We start from the raw sequence: 21,065 nt of genomic DNA, 5'->3' as shown, positions 1-21,065 counted from the left end.
GTCGCGGGGTCGGCGGGCTCGCGGGCGGCCTGGCCGGAACTCAGATCCCGACGCCGCCCCAGGTCATCGACTCGGTGTAACGCAGCAGCACGCCCTCGCGCAGCGCCCAAGGCGACACCTCGATCTCGTCGATGTCGAGCATCTTCATCGCGGTGTGCAGGCAGACGGCGGCCGCGACGATCTGCAGCGTGCGATCGGGCGTGATCCCCGGCAGCTCCTGACGAGCGGATGCCGGGATCCGGGCGAGCCGCGGGATCCACGACTTCAACGCCGAACGAGACATCACGGTCCGGTCGAAGCCGAGCCCGGAGACCTCTCGACCGGCGAGGTTCGCCAGCGATCGGATCGCCTTGGACGAGCCGACCATGTGATCGGGGCTCGGCAGCGCGTTGAGCCTGGCCGCCACCGGCGCCAGCACCTCCCTGGAATGCGCGCGCAGTCGCTCGACGGCATCCTCACCGGGCGGATCGCCGGGCAGGAACTGGACGGTCATGCGCCCGGCGCCGAGAGGCACGGATGCCGCGACCTCCGCCAGTTCGTCGCCGCCGGCGGCGAACTCGAACGACCCGCCGCCGATGTCGAGCAGCAGGATGCGTCCGGCATCCCACCCGAACCAGCGCCGCACGGCGAGGAAGGTGAGTTCCGCCTCCTGCTCGCCGGTGAGCACCTGCAGGGGCTGGCCGAGCGCCTGCTCGATACGGGCGATGACCTCTTCGCCGTTGAGCGCTTCGCGGACCGCGCTCGTCGCGGTCGCGAGCAGCGTCTCGACCCGCTCGGTCTCGGCGATCCGCCGCGCGCGGGTGACGGCATCCACGAGCTCGCGGACTCCGTCTTCGCTGATCGCGCCCTCCGGTGTGAGGAAGCGCATCAGGCGCACGACGGAGCGATCGCTGGTCGTCGCAAGCGGGCGTCCGCCGGGACGGGCGTCCGCCGCGAGCAGGTGGACGGTGTTCGACCCGATGTCGAGGATTCCCAGGCGCACAGAACGAGACTACTCGCGCAGTGGTCTTCGCCTCGGTGTTCTGTCATGATGACCGCAGGATCCCACTGGGGAGGATCCGCAGCGCAAGGGGAGACGATGCGCGTTCTTCTGGGGTGGACATTACTGCTGGGATTCGTCGGGGCGATCCTGCTCTTCGTGACGGCCGAGCACGCACGCAGCGCCTGGCCGTGGGTTCGAGGTGCCGACTGGGGCGGACAGGTCGTCCTGGCGGTGATCGTCGCGCTCGCCGCCGGGATCGCGCTGTCGGCACTGGCGGGCGCATGGGCGCGGGAGATGGACGCGTTCCGCGTGCCGCGGATCGCCGTCGCCTGCGCATTCCTCGCTCTGCTCGCCTCGTTCGGGGTGTGGTCGGCGTTCTCGTTCTGGATCGTGAATCTCAATGGATCCGGGGCGGCGATGCCGTCGGAATCCGAGGGCCGGGTAGCCGCGATCTGGTTCATCGGCGCCTGGTTCATCGCCACCGTGCTGTGGCTGGCCTTCCTCGTGTGGGACTACGCCCGGTGGCGGGTGCTGCAAGGCGTTCAGCGGCGGGAACCCACGACGCCGGGTCTGCGCAGCTTCGACGGAGCCATCGTCACAGTCCCCGGCGAGCCGATGCTCCGCGACCCGCTGCACGGCAGCGCGTGCGTGTCGTGGCGCATCGACGGCACCACGCAGGAGAACTGGGAGGAAAGTGCCGCCGATCGCGGCGTGAGCACCGGCTACCTCGAGGGCCGGTGGATGCCGGGGCTCGCGAACTCGGATGAGCACGCGGGTTTCGACGGCGAAGCATCCGAGTTCTACGTGCTCGTCGGCGATGCCTTCATCCGGGTGCAGCCGGACGGCGTCGAGATGCGCGGACGCCCGGGAGTGAAAGCGACGATCGACACGATCCGTCTCGCAGATCGCGCGCTGTCCGAGCATGCGCGAGCGCTTGGCGTCCGGCAGATCCGCACGCGACTGCTCACGGTCGGAGATCCGGTCGTCGTGACGGGCGTCATCACCGTGGATGCCGACGGAGGATTCACTCTGCAGGCGAAGCCCGACGGTGACCACCCAGGGGCGCTGGTGCCGAGAGCCTCGGTTCGGGTGCGGCCGTGAGCGACGGCATCCGGATCGGGGCGGGTGAGCTCGGGGCCGCGCCGATACGATGGATGCCGTGACCACCGCCGACCCCACGCTGCCCCTGTCGCCGTACCGCGAGATCGGACGCGCGGAGTGGGCGCGATTGGCCAAGGGGCTCGACCAGCCGCTGAGCGAGACCGAGGTCGTCGAGCTGCGCGGCATCGGCGACCGGCTCGACCTCACCGAGGTGCGCGAGGTGTATCTGCCGCTGAGCCGGCTGCTGAGCCTGTACGCGTCGGCCACGAAGCGGCTGGGCGCGGCGACGAGCGCGTTCCTCGATGAGGAGGACGTCACGACCCCGTTCGTGGTCGGAGTCGCAGGGTCGGTCGCGGTGGGCAAGTCGACGATCGCGCGTCTGCTGCGCGAGCTGATGAGCCGGTGGCCGGGGACGCCGCGGGTCGAGCTGGTGACGACCGACGGGTTCCTGTACCCGAACGCCGAGCTCGAGCGGCGCGGCCTGATGGACCGCAAGGGCTTCCCGGAGTCGTACGACCGGCGGGCGCTGCTGGAGTTCTTGACCGAAGTGAAGTCGGGCGCCGCCGAAGTGCGCGCGCCGTTCTACTCGCACATGAGGTACGACATCGTGCCGGATGCCCGCGTCGTCGTGCGGCGGCCGGATGTCGTGATCGTCGAGGGGCTCAACGTGCTGCAGCCTCCACCCGCTCCGAACGATGTCGCCGTCAGCGACCTGTTCGACTTCTCTCTGTACGTCGATGCCGATCCGTCGCACATCGAGAAGTGGTACGTGGATCGGTTCCTGGCGCTGCGGCAGGGCGCGTTCGCCAACCCTTCGTCCTACTTCAACGTGTTCGCGCATCTCACCGATTCAGAGGCTGAGACGACCGCGCTCGGATACTGGCGCGACATCAACATGCCCAACCTCATCGAGAACGTGATGCCCACCCGGCACCGTGCGACGCTCGTGCTGAACAAGGGCATCGACCACAACGTGGAGAGCGTGCTGCTGCGGAAGCTTTGACACGCGACGGAGCAATGCGCGCAGCATCCCGTTCGTTCGGAACCCTTGCAAAATCATCAGCTTATTCTTGACACCATGTGTGGAATCGTCGGATACGTGGGCCCGCGCCCCAGCCAGGACATCCTGATCGCCGGCCTCGCGCGCCTCGAGTACCGCGGCTATGACTCCGCCGGAATCGCCGTGATCGACGCCGACGGCCAGCTCGGTATGCGCAAGAAGGCGGGCAAGCTCAGCATGCTGCGCGACTCGCTCGCCGACGCGCCTCTCGGCGACGGCACCACCGGGATCGGCCACACCCGCTGGGCCACCCACGGCGGCCCGACCGACCTCAACGCCCACCCGCACCTGGCCGATGACGGCAAGCTCGCCGTCATCCACAACGGCATCATCGAGAACTTCGCGCCGCTCCGCGACGAGCTCATCGCCGAGGGCGTCGAGTTCCTCAGCGAGACCGACACCGAGGTCGCCGCGGCGCTCCTCGGCCGCGAGTACGCGAAGAACCCCGACCTGCAGACGGCGTTCCAGAACGTCGTGAACCGCCTCGAAGGCGCCTTCACGCTCCTCGCCATGCACCAGGACCACCCCGGTCTCGTCGTCGGCGCTCGCCGCAACTCGCCCCTGGTGATCGGCCTCGGCGAGGGGGAGAACTTCCTCGGATCCGACGTCGCCGCCTTCGTCGAGCACACCCGCAAGGCGCTCGCGATCGGCCAGGACCAGATCGTCTCGATCACGCCCTCCGAGGTCACCGTCACGGACTTCGCCGGCACGCCGGTCGAGTCAGAGCCGTTCGATGTGTCGTGGGATGCCGCCGCCGCTGAGAAGGGCGGATGGTCTTCGTTCATGGCGAAGGAGGTCGCCGAGCAGCCCGAAGCCGTCGCCAACACCATCCGCGGCCGCGTGCAGGACGGACAGGTCGTCATCCCCGAGCTCGACGGACTGGACGAGCTCTTCATCGGCATCAACCGCGTGATCATCACGGCGTGCGGCACAGCATCCTATGCGGCGCTCGTCGGCAAGTACGCGATCGAGCAGTGGGCCCGCGTCGCGACCGACGTCGAACTCGCGCACGAGTTCCGCTATCGCGACCCGGTGATCGGCGACGACACGCTCGTGATCTCCATCAGCCAGTCCGGCGAGACCATGGACACGCTCATGGCCGTCAAGTATGCGCGCGAGCGCGGCGCGCGGACTCTCTCCATCTGCAATACGCAGGGAGCGACGATCCCCCGAGAGTCGGATGCCGTCGTCTACACCCACGCCGGGCCCGAGGTCGCCGTTGCATCCACCAAGGCGTTCTCGGCGCAGATCACCGCGCTGCTCCTGCTCGGCCTGCACATGGGCCGCGTGCGCGCTGTTTTGGAAGATGCGACCGCTGTCGAGGAGCTCGTCTCGCTCCCCGAGAAGATCGCGTCTGTGCTCGAGAAGGAGCACGACCACGTCTCGCAGCTCGCGAGCTGGATGGCGGACAGCCGCTCGGTGCTCTTCCTCGGGCGCCACGTCGGCTACCCGATCGCGCTCGAGGGCGCGCTGAAGCTCAAGGAGATCTCGTACATCCACGCCGAGGGCTTCGCAGCCGGTGAGCTCAAGCACGGCCCGATCGCGCTCATCGAGCCCGGTCAGCCGGTTTTCGTCATCGTGCCGTCGCCGCGCCACTCCGCGCTCATCCACTCCAAGGTCGTCTCGAACATCCAGGAGATCCGCGCACGCGGCGCTCGCGTGATCGTCGTGGCCGAAGAGGGGGATGCCGCGGTCCTGCCGTTCGCGGACGAGGTCATCCACATCCCACTCGCCGGCGCCATGTTCGAGCCCGTGCTCGCGGTCGTCCCGCTGCAGATCTTCGCCATGGCCCTCGCCACGGCCAAGGGCCTGGACGTCGACCAGCCGCGCAATCTCGCGAAGTCCGTCACGGTCGAATAGCCCCGGCATCCTGCCGTCCCGGCATCCCGCTGTTCCGGCACCCCGCTGTCCCGGCATCCCGCTGTCCCGGCATCCCGCTCGGGACGGATGGCTGGAGGTTCGCACGAATGGCTGGGAGTCCGTGCGATTCGCGCGGCCAGGTGTGCGAAGCACCAGCCATCCGTATCGTCCGTCGCGACGATCAACCGCGCGATCGGCCGAGCGTGGCGAGTACAGCGGCGACGACCGTCGGCCAGTCGTGGACGATCAACGCGTAGTCGAAGTGGACTGACTCGTAGCCCAAGGCGGATGCTGCCGCATCCCTGCGCAGGTCCCGATGTCGTTGCCGCTGACCCCCGTGATGCTCTGCTCCGTCCGCTTCGAGGATGACCCGCCCCTCGATCACGAAGTCGACTCGTCCGACACCGGGGATCTCCACCTGGGCCTGCACGGTGATTCCCAGCAGATGCAGCCGCAGTCGCACGAGCGACTCGAGACCGCTCTCCGAGTCCCGGTGCGCGAAGTCGACAAGCCAGCGCGCGGACGAGGGAAGAGCCTTCCGGATGCGGCTCCGCTCACCTGCCCCGATCAGCCGCTTGTTCCACGCCGACTCGAAAGCGCAGAAGAAGACTTCCTCGCCATGGCAGCGGAAGGCGTCGATGAGAGCGTGCTCCGCGTCGGCCACTCCCAGCCGCATGCGCCCCTGCCGGTAGTGGACGACGCACCGACACCGCTCGTGGTGCGCTCGGCCGGCCTGACCCATCCAGACGTGCGGCGACTGGTCGTCATGCAGCACCCATATACCGTGATGCCGCAACGCGCCGGCGCAGGTGAGCGCGCCGCCGTGATCGGCAGCGATGCGTGCGGCGAGAGGAGCGGATGCCGTGGCGAAGACGCCCGGACGGATCCGAGCTATCTCGCCCCTGCGGACAGCATCCGACAGCATCCGGCGGGTGAACCCGAACGCGGTGAGCTCGCGGCCGCGAGCGATGCCGCCGAAGTGATCGACGAGTTGACATGCGCTGACCATGCCGAGATAGTGTCTCGTTCCGCCTCGATCGCGTTGCCCGAACAGACGATTGTGGACGAATTCCGGTGCATGGGCGATTGTGCAGAACGAGTGACGACGTACGGTCGGCTGCGATGGAGCACGGATGGCCGGCGACACGCCGTGACCCGCGCGGCCGGGTGTGCGGAACTCCAGCCATGCGTACGGGCGGGTGGGGCGTCGAGGCGGGTGAGGCGAGAGGGGCAGTATCCGATCGGTTGCACCGGCGTTGTTCGTAAGGTTTACTAACAAACATGCTCGAGTCGGACCGATCGAAGGCGACGGCACACCGCTCCGAGGCCTCGGTGCGCGGCTTCGAACGCCCTCGAGGCCTCCGTTCGCGCGTCAAAGTACTACCCGAGTACGCCCGCGGGCACAATCGCGCGCTCGTGCTGCAGACGCTCTATCACGCAGGCGCGATGAGCCGAGCCGATCTGGCCCGCGAGACCGGGCTCACCCGGGTGACGATCTCGGACCTCGTCGGTGAGCTGATCGCCGAGGCGATCGTGAAGGAGATGGGGGTGCGTGAGGCGTCCGGGCCTGGCAAACCGGCCATCCTCGTCGATGTCGACCGTGCGGGCCACCACATCATCGGCATCGACATGTCTGGCGCGGAGTGCTTCGAAGGCGCCGTGATGACGTTGGACGCCGAGGTCATCGCCCGTGAGACGGTCGCCCGTCCCGAAGACGACGGTGGGGAAGCGGCCGTCGCCGTGGTGCTCGACCTCGCCGAGCGGCTCATCGCAGCATCGGATCGGCCGGTCCTCGGCGTAGGCATCGGCACGCAGGGAGTGGTGCGCGTCGACGGAATGGTGCTCGACTCTCCGAACCTCGGGTGGCACGACCTGCCGTTGCAGGAGCGGGCCGTCCTGGCTCTTGGGCTCCCGGTCATCGTCCGCAACGACGCGAACGCGGCAGCCCTTGCCGAGTACACGTACGGCGCCCAGCGCAGCGACTTCATGCTCATCAAGATCGGACGCGGTGTCGGCGCGGGGCTCGTCTCCGGAGGTCAGCCGCTCACGGGCAGTCGCTTCGCGGCCGGTGAGATCGGGCACGTGGTGATCGGCACCGATGGCGGTCCGCGATGCATCTGCGGCAGAGACGGCTGCCTTGAGGCATGGGTCAACGTCGGCCGGCTCACGTCGGCGATCGCGGCCGACCCCGAGGCGCGCGATGACATCCTGCGCGACGCGGGCGCGCGGATGGGAATCGCACTCGCGCCGATCGTGGCGGCTCTCGATCTCTCCGAGATCGTGCTGTCGGCACCAGGCGATCTGCTGGCCGACGCGTTCATCGAGGCCGCTGTCGAGAATCTGCACGCACGCACGCTCAGCGGAGTATTCGAAGACGTCGCCATCCGACTCACCGCTCAGGCGGACATCGTGCTTCGCGGCGCCGCCGTCACCGTCCTCTCGGATCAGCTCGGGATCTCGTAGACGCGCCTCAACTCTCGTCGGCGGCCGCAGTGGTCACATCGATACCCGACGCCTGCAGCACCGGAACCAAGGCGTTGAGACGGCTGAGGTAGGACTCCCACGTGCGGCCCGCGCCTTCCCGCGCCGACCACGCTGTCTCCGCGTGAGCCGTGAGGCGCGGGAAGACCAGTGCGTCGGCATCCTTCAGCGACTCGACGGTCTCGCTCCACAGGGGCGCCTCGATGCCGAGGATGGCGCTCTCCGGCACACCGGGGACGACATCCGCCGGGTCCCAGTGGTACGCCGTGCGCAGCGGGATGATGCCCGCCCAGTCGAGTCCGAGCGGGAAGCCGGCATCCGGCTTCATATCGAGGTACGTGCGATCGCTGGGCGACAGGATCAGGCCGCCGCCGCGGGTGACGAAGCGGGTCGCCTCCTCGGCATGCGAGCCTTGCGGAACCGCCGATCCCCAGTACTGGCCGACGGTGCCCTCGGCGATGTCGTGCGCGGCTCCGGCTTCGTGCCAGGCGATCGCGGTCTTTCCGGTCTCGCTGACGAGACGCGTGGCACGTTCCATGAAGGCGGCGAAGTCCGCGGGCGCCGTGCCCAGGCATTCGTCCCCGCCGATGTGCAGGTACGGTCCGGGAGTCATCGCCGCTACCTCGTCGAGCACGTCCTTCACGAAGTCGTACGTGCGCTCCTCGCCGATGCGCAGCGACGAGTGCCCCACCGCCCAGCCCGAGAAGTGCTCGCCATGCACGGGGACCGGCTGCGCCAGCCGCCCCGCCTCGGCGACGATCTGGTCGGTGAGCCAGGGTTCTTCGACCAGATCGGGGTAGGCGACGCCGATCGCGTGCGTGTGCCCGGGGAGATCGATCTCCGGCACGACGATCATGTGCCGCTCTGCGGCGTACCCGACGATCTCCCGGTAGTCGTCCTTCGTGAAGAACCCGCCGGGGCCATCGCCGGCATCACCCTCGGAGGCGCGCTCGGTCAGCAGCGGCCAGGAATCGATCTGGAGGCGCCAGCCCTGGTCGTCGGTGAGGTGCAGATGGAGGTGATTGAACTTCAGTGCGGTCGCACGGTCGACGTACGCCTTGACCTCGTCCACGGTGAAGAAGTGACGTGCGACATCGAGCATCACGCCGCGGTACGCGAACCGGGGAGCGTCCTCGATGAGTACGCGTGGGACGCTCCAGCCCTCGCCGGTGCGTTGGAGCAGCTGCAGCAGCGTGCGCGTGCCGTAGTAGAGACCAGCGGAGTCGCGAGCCACGATGCGGATGCCGTCACCGCGGGTGTCGAGGATGTACCCCTGCGGGGTGCTGGTGTCGTCGACGAGGGCGAGCGAGACGCTCGCCTTCGCAGGTTCTCCTTCCGGCTGTGCCTCGCCGCTGAGCCGCTGCAGATCGTGTCGCACGAGCGCGGCGGTCACGGGGTCGCCCTCGATTCCGAGAGAGGGGAGGAGGAGGTGTCCCTCTGCGAGCCGAACGTGAACCGGAAGCGGTATCAGCGGCATCGAAAGGGCTGAGTCGATCGGATCCTGCGGGAGCGTCGTCGCATCAGTTAAGACCATGAACAAAACGTAGCGCGGCTCGACGAGTCGCGCCAGGGTTCGGGCGATCCTCGCCCGCGAGATCGGGTCTTGTCTCAACCTGCGCCTTTTGTTAGGTTACTGTCCTAACAAACCCATGCGGTTTGAAAACGAGGACGTTTTACCCCTCATGCAACGCAGCACCGAGAGGAAGAGTCGAAATGACCAGTAGGACCTCGCGCAGAATTGCGCTCACCACAGCGGCGGGAGCATCAGCTCTCGCCCTCGCACTCACCGGCTGCTCGGCCGGCGGCGAGAACGACTCGGCGGACGCGTCATCCGATCGCGCGCTCCGCGTATGGGCAGGCAGTCAGACGCCCATCGAGGCGAACTTCAATCCGTTCGCGCCGACCGTGCTCCACGGCGCGCTCGGTCCCATCTACGAGCCCCTGTTCTTCTTCAACAAGACAGCGGACACCGAGCCGGTCGGCCTCATCGGCGAGTCGTACGAGTACAACGAGGACGGCACGCAGATCACGGTCACGATCAAGGACGGGCTCAAGTGGTCCGATGGTGAGGCGCTGACCGCCGACGACGTGGTCTTCTCGTTCCTGTACGAAGCGAACAACCCGGAGAGCAACGGGCTGGTCTCCGCAGAGGCGACCGACGACACCACCGCGGTGCTGACCTATGACACCCCGCAGTACACCACCGAGTTCCAGCGCATGGGCTCCAGCTACATCCTTCCCGAGCACGTCTGGTCCGAGGTCGGCGACTACATGACCTTCGCCAACGAGGAGCCGGTCGGCTCAGGGCCCTATGTCGTCGACAAGACGACGAAGGAGTCGTACTCGTTGGTCGCCAACCCCGAGTTCCGAGACGCGGACGAGCTCGGCGTGAAGTCCGTGCAGTACATCGCCGTCGACAACAACCAGACCGCGCAGGATCTGCTCGCCGCCGGCAAGCTCGACTGGGCCGGCATGTTCATCCCGAACCCGGACTCGGTCACGGGCAACGGAAAGATCGAGTGGATCAACACTCCGCAGGATCCCACGGTGCTCTACACCTGCGCGAACGCCGACCTCGGCTGCACCGGCGCGCAGACGGACGTGGCGGTTCGGCAGGCGCTGAACGCCGCCATCGACCGCACCACGATCAAGGACAAGGCCTTCGTCGGACTGACGGGCGAGATCTCGCCGACCTTCGCGCTGCTCCCGCGCGATGAGAAGTGGGTCGCCGACCCCGCGAATGCGACGAGTCCGCAGAGCCCCGACGCCGCCGCCGCAGGCGAGATCCTCGAGGCTGCGGGGTACACGAAGGGCGACGACGGGTTCTACGCGAAGGACGGTGAGACCGTCGAGATGAGTCTCACCTCGGTCGACGGCTGGACGGACTACAACGACGCGGCCAAGCTCATCGCCGAGCAGGCGGCCGAGGCCGGAATCAAGATCAACGCCTCCACCGTGCAGTGGCAGGAGTTCTCCGATTCGCGTCAGACCGGTCAGTACGAACTGATCATGGGCGGCATGATCGGCACCTCCGTGGCGGATCCGTTCCAGATCTACCGGGACTGGTTCGGTGGCGAGGCCGTCGCGTCGACGAGCGCTGTCGGAAGCGAGGTTCCCACCGGGCGCTGGAACTTCAGCCGCTACAGCAACCCCGTGGTGGACGAGGCCGTCCAGGCCGCCATCGGCACGGATGACGAGGCGACCAAGCTCGAGCTGTACGGCACGATCCAGAACGAGATCGTCCGTGATCTGCCGTACATCCCCCTCGTGATCAACGCCACGCAGACCTTCTACAACTCCGCGGATTACACCGGCTGGCCGACCGAGGAGGACCTGTACGCCTTCCCGCCGTCCTGGGGTGCGATCGCCGCCGGATACATCCTGCAGCACCTGGAACCGGTGAAGTAACGACATGCATCCGTGGGAGCAGGAAGTGACGAGGACGATCTGAGATGAAGTTCTACCTGCGAAGGATCGGGTTCTACGCGGTGACGCTGTGGGCCACGATCTCGCTCAACTTCCTGCTCCCGCGGATGATGCCAGGCAACCCCGCCGACATCATGATCGCCAAACTGCAGCGCGCAGGCGGCGACGTGTCGGAATCCACCATCCGCAACATCAAGCTGCTGCTCGGCGGTGACGACCAGCCGCTGTGGCAGCAGTACCTCGGCTACTGGGGCCGCATGTTCCAGGGGGATCTGGGCGTGTCGGTTACCAAGTACCCGGCGCCGGTGACCGAGCTCATCGCCGAGGCGCTGCCCTGGACCCTGATCCTGGTGGGCGTCGCCACGGTCATCTCGTTCGTGCTCGGTGTCGCGCTCGGTGCCTGGGCCGGCTGGAAGCGCGGAACCTGGGTCGACAACATCATCCCGGCCACCACCGTGCTGCAGTCGATCCCGTACTTCTGGCTCGCACTGATCCTGGTCGCCGTGTTCGCGGTCGGCTTGGGCTGGTTCCCGATCTTCGGCGGCTACGACGTCTTCGATTTCCCGGATGGCCCGGCGCCGACGTGGGCGTTCATCTCCGACGCGGCCACTCACGCCGTGCTCCCCGCCCTCACGATCGTGCTCAGCTCGGTCGGCGGCTGGCTGTTCGGCATGCGCAACATGATGGTCTCGACCCTCGCCGAGGACTACATCACCACGGCGGAGGCCAAGGGACTGCGCCCGCGCCGCATCCTCACCACCTACGCCGCACGCAACGCCGCCATCCCCTCGATCGCCGGGTTCTCGATCACTCTCGGCTTCGTCGTGGCCGGCTCCATCGTCATGGAGCAGGTGTTCACCTACCCGGGCGTCGGAAAACTGATGTTCCAGGCTGTGCTCAACAGCGACTACGCGCTGATGCAGGGCGTCTTCCTCGTGATCACCATCGCGGTTCTCGCAGCCAACTTCTTCATGGACCTCGTCTACGGGTTCATCGACCCGAGGGCACGACAGAATGTCTGACACCACAACGCGGAACCCCGCCGAGCTGGCCATCATCGAGGATGACGCGGTCGTCGCCTCCCCGCCGCGCACCGAGGCCCTCGTCACCCAGCCCAAGCGGCGCAGCGGGCTCAGAGCCGTGCTGCCCACGATGACGCCGAAGCTCGTCGTCGGCATCCTGCTCGTCGCGGCGATCGTGCTGTTCGCGATCATCGCGCCGCTCGTCACTCAGAACCCGCGCAACTCGCAGAACCCGGCGCTGTCGCCGCCGTCGAGCGAGCATCTGCTGGGCACCACGAAACTCGGGTACGACGTGCTCGCCCAGTTGGCGCACGGCGCGCAGGGCTCGCTCATGGTCGGACTCATCGCCGGCGGCATCGCCATCGTGCTGTCGCTGATCTTCGGGGTCCTGGCCGGCTACCTCTCCGGCTGGCGTGAGGATGTGCTCGCGCTGGTCACCAACATCATGATCGTGATCCCCGGCCTTCCCCTCGTGATGGTCATCGCCGCATTCGCCCCCGTGCGAAGCTTGCAGCTGGTCGCCTTCGTGCTCGGCATCACCTCGTGGGCGGGCGCCGCCTACGTGCTGCGCCTGCAGACCCGCTCGCTGCGCACCCGCGACTACGTCTATGCCTCGAAGGTCGCCGGCGAGCGCTCGCTCCGCATCATCCTCATCGAGATCATGCCCAACCTACTGCCGCTGCTGGCCGCGCAGTTCCTGTTCGCGATCATCTTCGCCATCCTCGGCGAAGCAGGCCTGTCGTACCTGGGGCTCGGGCCGACCGACTCGATCACCTGGGGAACCATCCTCAACGAGGCGCAGTCGGGGCAGGCGCTCGGTCAGGGTGCGTGGTGGTGGTTCGTGCCGCCGGGCATCATGATCGCCGCCCTGGGCTGTGGGCTCGCCCTGATCAACTTCGCGATCGACGAGATCATCAACCCGAAGCTGCGCAGCTCGCCGCAGGCCGCGCGTAATGTGCGCAAGGCCGTCATGTCGAAGGGAGTCGCCGCGTGAGCGTCGTCGAGCCGGTGCTGAGCGCCCGGAACGTGTCGATCGAGTACGAAGTCGACCCTCCCGTGAAGGCGGTGCGCGATGTGTCGCTCACGCTCAACCGCGGTGAGATCCTCGGGCTCGCCGGTGAGTCCGGCTGCGGCAAGACGACCCTCGCCTACGGGCTGAACAGACTCCTGAACGCTCCAGCGCTGATGACCGGCGGTGAGATCGTCTTCCATGACCGCAGCGGTGACGACATCGACATCGTCGGGCTCACGGGGGAGAAGTTGCGTGCGTTCCGCTGGGACAAGATCTCCATGGTCTTCCAGAGCGCGATGAACTCGCTCAATCCGGTGATCAGCGTCAAAGCCCAGATCTTCGACGTCTTCGACACGCACCGCCCGGGCATGAGCAGGGCGGCCAAGAAGGAGCGTGCACGGGAACTGCTCACCCTGGTCGGCGTCGACCCGACCCGGCTCACCAGCTTCCCGCACGAGCTGTCGGGCGGAATGCGTCAGCGGGTGATGATCGCCATGGCGCTCGCACTCGACCCGCAGGTCATGATCATGGACGAGCCGACCACCGCGCTCGACGTCGTCGTGCAGCGCGACATCATCCGAGAGATCATGCGACTGCGCGAACAGCTCGGCTTCGCCGTGATCTTCATCACGCACGACCTGCCGATGCTCATCGAGATCAGCGATCGGATCGCCGTCATGCTGCAGGGGCAGATCGTCGAGCAGGGAACGTCCGAAGAGATCTACCGTAACCCGCAGCACGAGTACACCAAACGACTGCTGTCGAGCTTCCCCAGCCTGCGCGGCGAACGAGGCGACTTCGTGCGCACGGGAGCGCAAATCAGTCAGGAGCAGGTCCGATGAACGCGAAACCGAGCCTTGAGGCCCGCAGCCTGGTCAAGGACTTCACGCTGCGCTCGGGCTTCCGAACCTCGATCCTGCACGCGGTCAAGGACGTCTCGTTCACGATCGAGGCAGGCAGGACGATCGCTCTGGTGGGGGAATCCGGTTCGGGCAAGTCGACAATCGCCCGGATGCTCATGAAGCTCGAGACCCCGACCTCCGGTCAGATCCTGCTCGACGGGAAGGCGACCGGTTCGGGGGCGCGCGATGTCGCCGCATACCGCTCCGAGGTGCAGATGGTGTTCCAGGATCCGTTCGCCTCGCTGAATCCGTACCACACGATCATGCACCACCTCGAGCGCCCGGTGCGGCTGCACCACCCCGAGCTGAAGGGCGACCAGGTGCGCCTGCGCGTGCTCGAGCTGCTCGAGCGCGTGCGGCTGTCACCCGCCGAGAGCTTCGCCGACCGCCGTCCGCACGAGCTCTCCGGCGGGCAGCGGCAGCGCGTCGCGATCGCGCGGGCGCTGGCTCCCGGTGCGCGGTTCATCGTGGCAGACGAGCCGGTGTCGATGCTCGATGTGTCGATCCGCCTCGGCGTGCTGAACCTGCTCGCCCAGCTGCAGCGTGAGGACGACCTCGGCGTGCTGTACATCACGCACGACCTCGCCACGGCCCGTCATTTCAGCGACGAGATCATGGTGTTGTATCGGGGCGATGTCGTCGAGCGCGGGCCCAGCGACGAGATCATCCTCAACCCGCAGCACGAGTACACCAAGCGTCTCCTCGACGCGGCGCCCGAACCAGAGAACCTCGGGCGGTTGCGGGACGAGGTGCGGCGGGATCTCGCCCGGGCCTGACCCGTACGGATGGCTGAGGATCGGCACGAATGGCCGTCGATCTGCGGCGATCCGGCGGCCAGCCGCGCAAGTGCCCAGCCATCCGTGCGACGGCATCGCCCCGAGTAGGCTGGAGCGGTGATCATCGGGACCGGCATCGACCTCGTAGACATCCCGCGGTTCGAGCGCACCATGTCCCGGACTCCGCGGTTGATGGAGCGCCTGTTCGCCCCGACCGAGCGCGAGCTGCGGCTGCCGTCGCTCGCCGCGCGCTACGCCGCGAAGGAAGCCCTCATCAAGGCGCTCGGCGGATCGGACGGCGTGCACTGGACCGAGATCGAGATCGGGTCCGAGGAGTCCGGCAAGCCGTACTTCCGCCTTTCCGGCACGACCGCCGACGCCATCGAGCAGCGCGGCATCACCAGCCTGCATCTGACCATGTCGCACGACGCCGGCCTTGCGACCGCGTTCGTGATCGCCGAGCGGATCGAGAGCGCCGCGTGAGCGTGCCGTTCCACGAGGCGTCCATCGAGATGGATGCCATCGCAGACAACACTCGCCACCTGCGCCGCCTCACCGGCGTCGAGGTCATCGCCGTGGTCAAGGCGAACGGGTACGGGCACGGTGCCGCGGCATCCGCCGTCGCCGCGCTCTCCGGCGGAGCGACCAGACTCGGCGTCGCCGACATCGCCGAGGCCGTCGACCTGCGCCGGCAGGGCATCAACGCCCCGATCATCGCCTGGCTGCACCAGCCGGGCGAGCGCTTCGAGGCCGCCGCCGCAGAAGGCATCGAGCTCGGCATCTCCTCGTTCGACCAGCTCGAGGCCGCAGGCGCCGTCGCGGGTGGGGATGTGGCGGTGCACCTGAAGCTCGAGACGGGCCTCTCGCGCAACGGCATCGCACCGGGCGACTGGGGTCGCGTCTTCGCCGAAGCGGCGCGGCTCGAGCGCATCGGCCGCATCCGCATCGTCGGGCTCTTCAGCCACGTCTCGAACACCTCGCCCGCCGACGACCGGGCAGCACTCGCCCGGTTCGAGGAGGGGACGAGGGCCGCGGCGTCGGCAGGTATCCATCCGGAGATCCGCCACATCGCCGCCACGGCCGCCGCGATCGACCTGCCCGAGACACGGCTCGACGCCGTCCGCATCGGCATCGGCCTCTACGGGCTCTCGCCGTTCGATGACCGCTCGTCCGCCGAGCTCGGCCTGCGGCCCGCCATGACTCTGCGCGGAGCAGTCGCCGCCGTGCGACGGGTGCCCGCGGGCTCCGGCGTCTCGTACGGCTACGACCACCGCACGAACCGCGACACCACCCTCGCCCTCGTTCCGCTCGGGTATGCGGACGGCATCCCTCGGCAGGCATCGGGCCGCGGCCCCGTCGTGATCAACGGTCAGCGCTTCACCGTGGCCGGCCGCGTCGCGATGGACCAGTTCGTCGTCGACGTCGGCGATGCGCATGTCGCGGTGGGCGACGAGGTGGTGCTGTTCGGCGACCCGACCCTCGGCGTGCCGTCGGCGACGGAGTGGGCGAACGCGGCGAGCACGATCAACTACGAGATCGTCGCCCGCATCGGCAACCGCGTGCCGCGGAGCAACTCGTGAGTGTTGATCCCGCCTTCCTCGGCCGCCGCGAGATCGCGACCGCGGACGAGATGGAGCGCCTCGGGTTCGTCATCGGCGAGCAGCTCGTCGCCGGCGATCTGCTGGTGCTGACCGGGCCGCTCGGCGCCGGCAAGACGACCTTCACGCGCGGGCTCGCGCAGGGCCTCGGCGTGCGCGGACCCGTGCAGAGCCCGACGTTCGTGATCGCCCGCACGCATCCGTCGCTGGTCGGCCGGGCGCCGCTCGTGCACGTCGACGCGTATCGTCTGGGCTCGGCCGCGGAGCTCGACGACCTCGACGTCGACCTCGCCGGCTCGGTCGTCGTGATCGAGTGGGGGCGCGACATGGCCGCCTCGATCGCCGATGCCTGGTGGGACATCGAGCTGGAGCGTCCGGTCGGCGGCGCGGAGGGCGTCGCCGACGAGGATCTGGATGCCGATGCACCTCGGGTCGTGACGATCGAGCGCGTCGCGGCGGGGGACGTTTCGGCTCGCTGACGCTCGCTCAACGCGTTTCGTCTCGCTCCGCTCGCTCAACGACCCGCGGGGGCGCCCCTGCGCGGGAGCCCGCCGGGGACGCCTGCGCGGGGCGTTGAGCGGAGGCGGCGGAGCCGCCGAAGACGAAACGGGCTGAGCGAGCGCAGCGAGTCGAAGCCGCCCAGGACCCCTACGGCTCCTGCGACTCCCGGCGCTTGGCCAGCGCCTCGAAGATCGCCTTCTCGGCATCGGCTCCGGAATCCGCTGCGGCCGAGACGTTCTCGGCGACGACGGCATCCACGATCTCGGACCGCTGGATGCGGGTCTCGCGCGGTGCCTTGACGCCGATGCGCACGCTGTCGCCCTTGATGTCGAGCAGCGTCACCTCGATTTCGCCGTCGATGCGTACGCTCTCACCGATCCGCCTCGTCAACACCAGCACGAGTTCAGCCTACCGGCTCGAGGATCGGCGACTACAGCGTACCCACCGCGGGGTTCACCGGCGCCGACAGCGCGGGGCTGTCGCGCACGACGCCAACCGTCTCGATCGTCAGGGCGGCAGCGGTCGCCTCGTTGTACGACAGCACCGGCAGTCCGTCGGTCTGCGCCGACACCAGCCGCCGCACAGCAGCTCGCAGCGTCGGCGCGCATACGAGCACCGGCTCGCCGTCGGTGACGCCGGCCACAGCCTGCTTCACCGACTCGATGACCCCCTCGAGCCGCTGCGGGTCGAACACGATCTGCGGTCCGTCATCGCTCGCCCGCAGATTCTCGAGCATCGCCTGCTCCAGCAGCGGGTTGATCATGATGACGCGCAGCGTCCCGGCATCCGCGAACCGCGCCGCGATCGCCGGCCCCAGCGCGACACGCGCCGCCTCGATCAGACCGTCAGGGTCGGTCGATGCCTTCGCGCGCAGCGCGAGCGCCTCGTAGATCCGGCTGAGGTCATTGATCGGCACACGCTCGGCGAGCAGCCCCTGCAGCACCCGCTGCACCTCGGCGAGCGACAGCAGCGCCGGAGTGAGCTCCTCGACTGCGGCCGGCGACACCTGCTTGAGCGCATCCGTGAGCTGGCGCACATCCTCGCGGCTGAGCAGGCGTGCGGCGTTCGACTGGATGACGCTCGACAGGTGCGTGATGATGACGCTGGCGCGGTCGATGACCGTCGCGCCGGAGAACTCGGCGCTGTGCCGCATCTCCATCGGGATCCACTTGCCCTCCAGCCCGAAGACCGGGTCCAGGGCGGCCTGACCCGGCAGCGAGTCCAGGCCCTGTCCGAGCGCGAGCACGGATCCGGGAGGCGCGGTGCCGCGCCCGGTCTCGACGCCGGCGATGCGGATGACGTACGTCGAGTTCGGCAGCTCGATGCTGTCGCGCGTGCGCACCGGCGGCACCACCAGGCCGAGGTCGAGGGCGATGCGCCGCCGCAGCGCCTTTACGCGGGCCAGCAGATCGTCCGGGCCGCCCGTCACGAGATCGACGATGTTCGGTGCGAGCTGGATCTCCAGCGCGTGCACGCGCATCTTCTCGATCAGCTCCTCCGGCTGCTCCGGCGACGGCGAACCGTCAGGCCCTGCGGCGACGGCCGCCTCGGCAGAAGCCCGCGCCTGCGAGGCCTTCACCCGCTGCGCCGCGAGCAGCAGCAGCGCGCCGATCGTGACGAACACCAGCAGCGGCATCCCGGGGATGAGTCCCATGACGATCGCCGCGCATCCGGCGATGATCAGCGCGTTGCGGGACTGTCCCAGCTGCGCGGTCGCGGCCTGGCCCATCTCGGCCTCGGCGTTCGACCGCGTGACGATCATGCCCGTCGACACCGCCATCAGCAGCGCCGGGATCTGCGTCACCAGGCCATCGCCGATCGTCAGGAGGCTGTAAGTGCTCACGGCCTCCTCGATGTCCATGCCGTGTGAGACGAGGCCGATCGCGATGCCGCCGATGAGGTTGATGATGATGATGACCAGGCCGGCGATCGCGTCGCCCTTGACGAACTTCGACGCACCGTCCATCGCGCCGTAGAAGTCGGCCTCCGCGGCGACCTCGGCGCGACGCTCGCGCGCCTGCGTATCGGTGATGAGGCCCGCGTTCAGGTCGGCGTCGATGGCCATCTGCTTGCCCGGCATCGCGTCGAGGGTGAAGCGCGCGCCCACCTCGGCGACGCGCTCGGCGCCCTTGGTGACCACGACGAACTGGATGACCACGAGGATGAGGAACACCACGGCGCCGATGATGAGCGACCCACCCACCGCGATCGCGCCGAACGCCTCGATCACCTGGCCGGCATATGCCTCGCCGAGCACCAGACGCGTGGATGCCACGTTCAGGCCGAGCCGGAACAGCGTCGCCACCAGCAGGAGCGACGGGAACACCGAGAAGTCCAACGGCTTCTTCACGAACATCGACGTCAGCAGGATCAGCAGCGCGAACATGATGTTCAGGATGATGAGGGTGTCCAGCAGGAAAGGCGGGATCGGCACGACGAGCAGCATGATGATGCCGACCACGCCGATCGGCACCGCGAGCTTGTTCAGCAGTTGATTCATGCGGTCCTCCGGTAGGGAAGAGAATGGATGCCGCGGGCGGCACCGCGCTTGCGGAGACTGTCGACGAACACGAGCACCCTGGCGACGGCGTTGTAAAGATCTGCGGGGATCTCCTGGCCGAGCTCGCACGCGGCGAACAGCGCGCGAGCGAGCGAGATCTCCCGCACCATGGGCACGCCCGCCGACTTCGCCCGCTGACGGATGCGGTCGGCGATCAGTCCGGTGCCCTTCGCAACCACCTTCGGAGCGGCCTTGCCGGCCTCGTACTTCAGCGCCACGGCGACGTGCGTCGGGTTCACCAGCACGACGTCGGAACCGGCGACCGCGGCGATCATCCGGTTGCGGCTGATCGCGAGCTGGCGCGAGCGGCGCTGCTGGCGGATCAGCGGGTCGCCCTCGGAGTTCTTGTTCTCGTCGCGCACCTCGCGCTTGGTCATGCGCGTGTGCTTGGTGTTGCGGCGCATCACGACGAACACGTCGATCGCGGCGAGTGCGAGTCCAACCGCGATCGCGGTCTGCAGCAGCGCCGTGCTGCCGTCGTTCGCGGTGCCGAGCAGACGTGAGAGCGAGTGCGAGCCGCTCGCCGAGAGCACCGGAACGAGACCTGCGATCACGATCCACAACGCCAGGCCGATCGCGGCGGTCTTCAGCAGCGCCTTCGCGCCTTCCCACAGGGCCTGCAGGCCGAACACGCGCTTGACGCCGTTCACGACGTTGAACTGCTCGAACCTTCCCGCGAGTTTGCGCGGGTGCACGCCGCCCTGGATCACGGCGCCGAGCAGGGTGACGATGGCGACGGCGGCGAGCATCACGCCGAGCGTGGGCAGCACGGAGCCGAGCCCGAGCTCCAGCGCGCCGAGCGCGGTCGAGGTCGACGGCGCGTGCACGATCGAGGTGAGCGAGATCAGCTGCTCGGTGCCGGCAGCCGCGCCCGCCACGATCGCGGCGGGCAGCGCCACCGCCGCCGCGCCGATCCCGAGCCAGGCCGTGAGGTCCTGGCTGCGTGAGATCCGGCCTTTCTGGCGCGCTTCGCGGAGGTGCTTGTCCGTGGCCTTCTCACTGCGCTCGCCGCTGTCGTTGCTCACTGCTGCACCCCCCGCATCATGCGGAACGCCTCTGACGTCAGGGCGTCGACGAGGCCGGGGAGGGCGACGAACACGGTCCCTGCCAGCACCAGCGTGAGCAGGATCTTCACCGGGAAGCCCATCGCGAAGGCGTTCAGGGCTGGCGCCACGCGGGTGATGAGGCCGAGGCCCACATCGGCGAGGAACAGCACGAGGACCAGCGGGCCCGCGATCTGCACTGCCGCGAGCATCATCTGCGAGACGCCGTTCACCAGCAGCTCGGCGGGCCCCGCCACCTCGAAGATGCCGCTCACCGGCACCGCCTCGAAGCTGCGCGCGAGCCCGGCCAGGATGACCTGGTACCCGCCGGACGCGAACAGCAGGGCAAGGGCTGCGAGGTGGAACAGCCGGGTGAACTGCGCGCCGTTGATCATCGACTGCGGGTCGAACGCCTGCGCGAGCTGGAACCCGCCGAACACGTCGATCAGGTTTCCGGCGGACTGCAATGCCGAGAAGCAGAGCATCACGAGGAACCCGAGGAGCGCGCCGGTGAGCACCTGAACCACCAGCGCGCCGAGGAACGGTCCCGTGCCGAGATTCTCGTATCCGGGCGTCACGGCCGCACCCATCGCCAGGGACAGTCCGATCGCCAGCATCGCCTTGATGCGCATGGGGATGCCGCCGTAGGAGAACGGCGGTGCGATCACGATGAACGCAGTGATGCGCACGGCGGCGAGCATGGTCGCCTCGAGCCACGCGTAGTCGATCGGGATGTTCACG

19 protein-coding genes are annotated in these 21,065 nt (G+C 68.2%); 12 read left to right on the top strand and 7 right to left on the bottom strand.

Features of this window, described 5'->3' with window-relative positions; all coding sequences use genetic code 11:
* Positions 1–40: 40 nt before the first annotated feature.
* Positions 41–982, bottom strand: a complete 942-nt coding sequence (locus IM776_RS12165) for a Ppx/GppA phosphatase family protein (RefSeq protein WP_194420353.1) — start codon at positions 980–982, stop codon at positions 41–43.
* A 96-nt stretch (positions 983–1,078) separates the two neighbouring features.
* On the opposite strand from IM776_RS12165, the gene IM776_RS12160 reads away from it, so the two are divergent.
* From IM776_RS12160 to glmS, 3 genes are all read left to right on the top strand, one after another.
* On the top strand, positions 1,079–2,083 hold the full coding sequence (locus IM776_RS12160) for a hypothetical protein (RefSeq protein ID WP_194420352.1): 1,005 nt from the start codon (positions 1,079–1,081) through the stop codon (positions 2,081–2,083).
* A gap of 49 nt (positions 2,084–2,132) precedes the next feature.
* Positions 2,133–3,086 (top strand): type I pantothenate kinase, encoded by a 954-nt coding sequence (gene coaA, locus IM776_RS12155; RefSeq protein ID WP_194420351.1) that lies wholly within the window; start codon positions 2,133–2,135, stop codon positions 3,084–3,086.
* 75 nt (positions 3,087–3,161) lie between these two features.
* Positions 3,162–5,003 carry a glutamine--fructose-6-phosphate transaminase (isomerizing) gene (glmS, locus tag IM776_RS12150; protein WP_194420350.1) on the top strand — a complete coding sequence of 614 codons (1,842 nt, stop codon included), beginning with the start codon at positions 3,162–3,164 and terminating at the stop codon, positions 5,001–5,003.
* Between the two features lie 181 nt (positions 5,004–5,184).
* On the opposite strand, the gene IM776_RS12145 is transcribed toward glmS, so the two are convergent.
* A complete protein-coding gene (locus IM776_RS12145) occupies positions 5,185–6,012 on the bottom strand; it encodes a type IV toxin-antitoxin system AbiEi family antitoxin domain-containing protein (protein WP_194420349.1) in 828 nt (275 codons plus the stop codon).
* A gap of 272 nt (positions 6,013–6,284) precedes the next feature.
* Here IM776_RS12145 and IM776_RS12140 point away from each other — a divergent pair, with 272 nt between their 5' ends.
* Positions 6,285–7,466: an ROK family transcriptional regulator gene (locus tag IM776_RS12140; RefSeq protein WP_194420348.1), complete on the top strand. Its 1,182-nt coding sequence runs from the start codon at positions 6,285–6,287 to the stop codon at positions 7,464–7,466.
* A gap of 7 nt (positions 7,467–7,473) precedes the next feature.
* Here the strand turns inward: IM776_RS12140 and IM776_RS12135 are convergent, their stop codons facing one another.
* A complete protein-coding gene (locus tag IM776_RS12135) occupies positions 7,474–9,018 on the bottom strand; it encodes a family 20 glycosylhydrolase (RefSeq protein ID WP_228479747.1) in 1,545 nt (514 codons plus the stop codon).
* A gap of 179 nt (positions 9,019–9,197) precedes the next feature.
* Here IM776_RS12135 and IM776_RS12130 point away from each other — a divergent pair, with 179 nt between their 5' ends.
* The 8 genes from IM776_RS12130 (at position 9,198) to tsaE (ending at position 16,699) form a co-directional block, all read left to right on the top strand.
* The gene (locus tag IM776_RS12130) at positions 9,198–10,892 is read left to right on the top strand and encodes an ABC transporter substrate-binding protein (RefSeq protein WP_194420347.1); all 1,695 of its coding nucleotides are present in this window, start codon (positions 9,198–9,200) and stop codon (positions 10,890–10,892) included.
* A gap of 44 nt (positions 10,893–10,936) precedes the next feature.
* On the top strand, positions 10,937–11,932 hold the full coding sequence (locus IM776_RS12125) for an ABC transporter permease (protein WP_194420346.1): 996 nt from the start codon (positions 10,937–10,939) through the stop codon (positions 11,930–11,932).
* Positions 11,925–12,926, top strand: coding sequence for an ABC transporter permease (locus tag IM776_RS12120; protein WP_194420345.1), 1,002 nt, complete (start codon positions 11,925–11,927; stop codon positions 12,924–12,926). Before IM776_RS12125 ends, IM776_RS12120 begins: the two co-directional genes overlap by 8 nt.
* Positions 12,923–13,786, top strand: a complete 864-nt coding sequence (locus tag IM776_RS12115; protein WP_228479746.1) for an ABC transporter ATP-binding protein — start codon at positions 12,923–12,925, stop codon at positions 13,784–13,786. Before IM776_RS12120 ends, IM776_RS12115 begins: the two co-directional genes overlap by 4 nt.
* Positions 13,783–14,622 carry an ABC transporter ATP-binding protein gene (locus IM776_RS12110; protein WP_194420344.1) on the top strand — a complete coding sequence of 280 codons (840 nt, stop codon included), beginning with the start codon at positions 13,783–13,785 and terminating at the stop codon, positions 14,620–14,622. The genes IM776_RS12115 and IM776_RS12110 overlap by 4 nt, the downstream gene beginning before the upstream one ends.
* Before the next feature lie 117 nt (positions 14,623–14,739).
* Positions 14,740–15,105, top strand: coding sequence for a holo-ACP synthase (locus tag IM776_RS12105; protein WP_194420343.1), 366 nt, complete (start codon positions 14,740–14,742; stop codon positions 15,103–15,105).
* Between the two features lie 29 nt (positions 15,106–15,134).
* Positions 15,135–16,202: an alanine racemase gene (gene alr / locus IM776_RS12100; protein ID WP_194422636.1), complete on the top strand. Its 1,068-nt coding sequence runs from the start codon at positions 15,135–15,137 to the stop codon at positions 16,200–16,202.
* Entirely contained in the window at positions 16,199–16,699 is a 501-nt protein-coding gene (gene tsaE / locus IM776_RS12095; RefSeq protein WP_323740968.1) for a tRNA (adenosine(37)-N6)-threonylcarbamoyltransferase complex ATPase subunit type 1 TsaE, read from the top strand. Before alr ends, tsaE begins: the two co-directional genes overlap by 4 nt.
* 169 nt (positions 16,700–16,868) lie before the next feature.
* On the opposite strand, the gene csrA is transcribed toward tsaE, so the two are convergent.
* From csrA to IM776_RS12075, 4 genes are read right to left on the bottom strand one after another with little or no spacing between them, the layout of a single operon-like run.
* Positions 16,869–17,120: a carbon storage regulator CsrA gene (gene csrA, locus IM776_RS15910; protein ID WP_194420342.1), complete on the bottom strand. Its 252-nt coding sequence runs from the start codon at positions 17,118–17,120 to the stop codon at positions 16,869–16,871.
* A 31-nt stretch (positions 17,121–17,151) separates the two neighbouring features.
* Positions 17,152–19,221 carry a flagellar biosynthesis protein FlhA gene (locus IM776_RS12085; protein ID WP_194420341.1) on the bottom strand — a complete coding sequence of 690 codons (2,070 nt, stop codon included), beginning with the start codon at positions 19,219–19,221 and terminating at the stop codon, positions 17,152–17,154.
* On the bottom strand, positions 19,218–20,306 hold the full coding sequence (locus IM776_RS12080) for an EscU/YscU/HrcU family type III secretion system export apparatus switch protein (protein ID WP_194420340.1): 1,089 nt from the start codon (positions 20,304–20,306) through the stop codon (positions 19,218–19,220). Before IM776_RS12080 ends, IM776_RS12085 begins: the two co-directional genes overlap by 4 nt.
* Positions 20,303–21,064 (bottom strand): flagellar biosynthetic protein FliR, encoded by a 762-nt coding sequence (locus IM776_RS12075; RefSeq protein ID WP_194420339.1) that lies wholly within the window; start codon positions 21,062–21,064, stop codon positions 20,303–20,305. The genes IM776_RS12080 and IM776_RS12075 overlap by 4 nt, the downstream gene beginning before the upstream one ends.
* Position 21,065 lies beyond the last annotated feature (1 nt).

This window comes from Microbacterium abyssi (assembly GCF_015277895.1).
Classification (GTDB): domain Bacteria; phylum Actinomycetota; class Actinomycetes; order Actinomycetales; family Microbacteriaceae; genus Microbacterium; species Microbacterium abyssi.
This window is presented reverse-complemented; position numbering and strand designations above follow the sequence as displayed.

What these genes read in the sequence shown, in the direction of transcription:
- IM776_RS12160 (WP_194420352.1), top strand. Translation starts at nt 1,079, where the DNA reads ATGCGCGTTCTTCTGGGGTGGACATTACTGCTGGGATTCGTCGGGGCG.
- coaA (WP_194420351.1), top strand. Translation starts at nt 2,133, where the DNA reads ATGGATGCCGTGACCACCGCCGACCCCACGCTGCCCCTGTCGCCGTAC.
- glmS (WP_194420350.1), top strand. Translation starts at nt 3,162, where the DNA reads ATGTGTGGAATCGTCGGATACGTGGGCCCGCGCCCCAGCCAGGACATC.
- IM776_RS12145 (WP_194420349.1), bottom strand. Translation starts at nt 6,012, where the DNA reads ATGGTCAGCGCATGTCAACTCGTCGATCACTTCGGCGGCATCGCTCGC.
- IM776_RS12140 (WP_194420348.1), top strand. Translation starts at nt 6,285, where the DNA reads ATGCTCGAGTCGGACCGATCGAAGGCGACGGCACACCGCTCCGAGGCC.
- IM776_RS12135 (WP_228479747.1), bottom strand. Translation starts at nt 9,018, where the DNA reads ATGGTCTTAACTGATGCGACGACGCTCCCGCAGGATCCGATCGACTCA.
- IM776_RS12130 (WP_194420347.1), top strand. Translation starts at nt 9,198, where the DNA reads ATGACCAGTAGGACCTCGCGCAGAATTGCGCTCACCACAGCGGCGGGA.
- IM776_RS12125 (WP_194420346.1), top strand. Translation starts at nt 10,937, where the DNA reads ATGAAGTTCTACCTGCGAAGGATCGGGTTCTACGCGGTGACGCTGTGG.
- IM776_RS12120 (WP_194420345.1), top strand. Translation starts at nt 11,925, where the DNA reads ATGTCTGACACCACAACGCGGAACCCCGCCGAGCTGGCCATCATCGAG.
- IM776_RS12110 (WP_194420344.1), top strand. Translation starts at nt 13,783, where the DNA reads ATGAACGCGAAACCGAGCCTTGAGGCCCGCAGCCTGGTCAAGGACTTC.
- alr (WP_194422636.1), top strand. Translation starts at nt 15,135, where the DNA reads ATGGATGCCATCGCAGACAACACTCGCCACCTGCGCCGCCTCACCGGC.
- IM776_RS12085 (WP_194420341.1), bottom strand. Translation starts at nt 19,221, where the DNA reads ATGAATCAACTGCTGAACAAGCTCGCGGTGCCGATCGGCGTGGTCGGC.